Source organism: Rhizobacter sp. P2_H2 (genome assembly GCF_056403375.1).
Window position 1 is genome coordinate 1 of record NZ_JBFUFP010001013.1, and the last position, 1950, is coordinate 1950.

Genomic DNA, 1950 nt, shown 5'->3' on the forward strand with positions numbered 1-1950 from the left:
GTTGGTGGCCAGCACGATGCGGCGCGCGCTGTGCGGCTCGAACACGGCATCCTGCTCCTGCTGGCTCAGGCGCGCGAACAGCGGCACCACCTCGACGCCCGGCGGGTGGTGCTTGCGCAGGTGCTCGGCCGCCTCGCGGATCTCGCGCTCGCCCGGCAGGAACACCAGCACGTCGCCGGCGCCCTCGCGCCACAGCTCGTCGACCGCATCGCCGATCGCGTCGTTCAGGCCGTATTCGCGCGATTCCTCGAACGGCCGCCAGCGCTGCTCGACCGGAAACAGCCGCCCCGACACCTGGATCACCGGCGCCGGCCCGTGGCGCGACGCGAAGTGCTGCGCAAAGCGGTCGGCATCGATCGTGGCCGACGTGACGATGATCTTCAGGTCGGGCCGGCGCGGCAGGATCTGCCGCAGGTAGCCGAGCAGGAAGTCGATGTTCAGGCTGCGCTCGTGGGCCTCGTCGATGATCAGCGTGTCGTAGGCCTTCAGCAGCGGGTCGGTCTGCGTCTCGGCCAGCAGGATGCCGTCGGTCATCAGCTTGACGCTCGCGCCGGGCGACAGCCGGTCTTGAAACCGCACCTTGAAGCCGACGTGCTCGCCCAGCGGCGTGTTCAGCTCCTGCGCGATGCGCTTGGCCACGCTCGATGCGGCAATGCGCCGCGGCTGCGTGTGGCCGATCAGCCCCTTGCCGCCCGCGCCCTTGCCGCGGCCGAGCGAGAGCGCGATCTTCGGCAACTGCGTGGTCTTGCCGGAGCCGGTCTCGCCGCAGACGATCACGACCTGGTTCGCCTCGATGGCCTGGGCGATCTCGTCGCGCCGCGACGACACTGGCAGCGATTCGGGGAAGGTGATTGGCGGGACAGGATTGGCCACCGGCGTTGGGCCGCGGCGCGGGGCAGAGGTCACTCGAAGCCTTCGTGCAAAATCGTCGATTATTTCAAACTGCGGCCGGTCGTGCGGCCACGCCATGAACCTCGTCTTCCCCCACACCTTCGTGCCGTGGTTCCGTTCGGTGGCGCCGCACATCCATGCGCACCGCGGCAAGACCTTCGTCGTGGCCATCGCCGGCGAGCTGATCGCCGCCGGCAAGCTGTCGGCTTTCGCACAGGATCTCGCGATCCTGCATGCGATGGGCATCAAGCTGGTGCTGGTGCACGGCTTCCGGCCGCAGGTCGAAGAGCAGCTGCGCGCCAAGGGCCACACCTCGCGCTTCAGCCACGGCATGCGCGTCACCGACCCGCTCGCGCTCGACTGCGCGCAGGAGGCCGCCGGCCAGCTGCGCTACGAGATCGAGGCCGCCTTCTCGCAAGGCCTGCCGAATACGCCGATGGCGCACAGCCAGATCCGCGTCGTCTCCGGCAACTTCATCACCGCACGCCCGGTCGGCATCGTCGACGGCGTCGATTTCCAGCACACCGGCCTGGTGCGCAAGATCGATGCGAGCGGCATCCGCAAGCTGGTCGAGATCGGCGCGCTCGCGATGCTGTCGCCGTTCGGCTTCTCGCCCACCGGCGAGGCCTTCAACCTCAGCATGGAAGACGTCGCCGCCAGCACGGCGAGCGAGCTGCAGGCCGACAAGCTGATCTACGTCACCGAGGTGCGGGGCATTCCGCTCGACCCGCTCGACCCCGACAGCGAGATCGACCAGGAACTGGGGCTGGCCGACGCCCGCAAGCTGCTCGCCGGGCTGCCCAACCCGATGCAGCCGACCGACACCGCGTTCTACCTGCAGCACGCCGTGAAAGCCTGCGAAGACGGCGTCGAGCGCGTGCACATCGTGCCGTTCTCGGTCGACGGCTCGGTGCTGATGGAATTGTTCACCCACGATGGTGTGGGCACGATGATCGTCGACGAGAAACTCGAAAGCCTGCGCGAAGCCACCTCCGACGACATCGGCGGCATCCTGCAACTGATCGAGCCGTTCGAGAAGGACGGAACCCTGGTCAAACG

Annotated in this window: 2 protein-coding genes; one reads left to right on the forward strand and one right to left on the reverse strand. The window is 68.2% G+C overall.

Translation table 11 applies throughout. The features are described 5' to 3' along the window. On the reverse strand, window positions 1-906 hold a 906-nt coding region (locus AC1D15_RS29470; RefSeq protein WP_477828810.1), incomplete at its 3' end, for a DEAD/DEAH box helicase. Window positions 907-967: 61 nt separating this feature from the next. On the opposite strand from AC1D15_RS29470, the gene argA reads away from it, so the two are divergent. After that, window positions 968-1950: amino-acid N-acetyltransferase (gene argA / locus AC1D15_RS29475; RefSeq protein ID WP_477828811.1), on the forward strand; the 983-nt coding region annotated here is incomplete at its 3' end.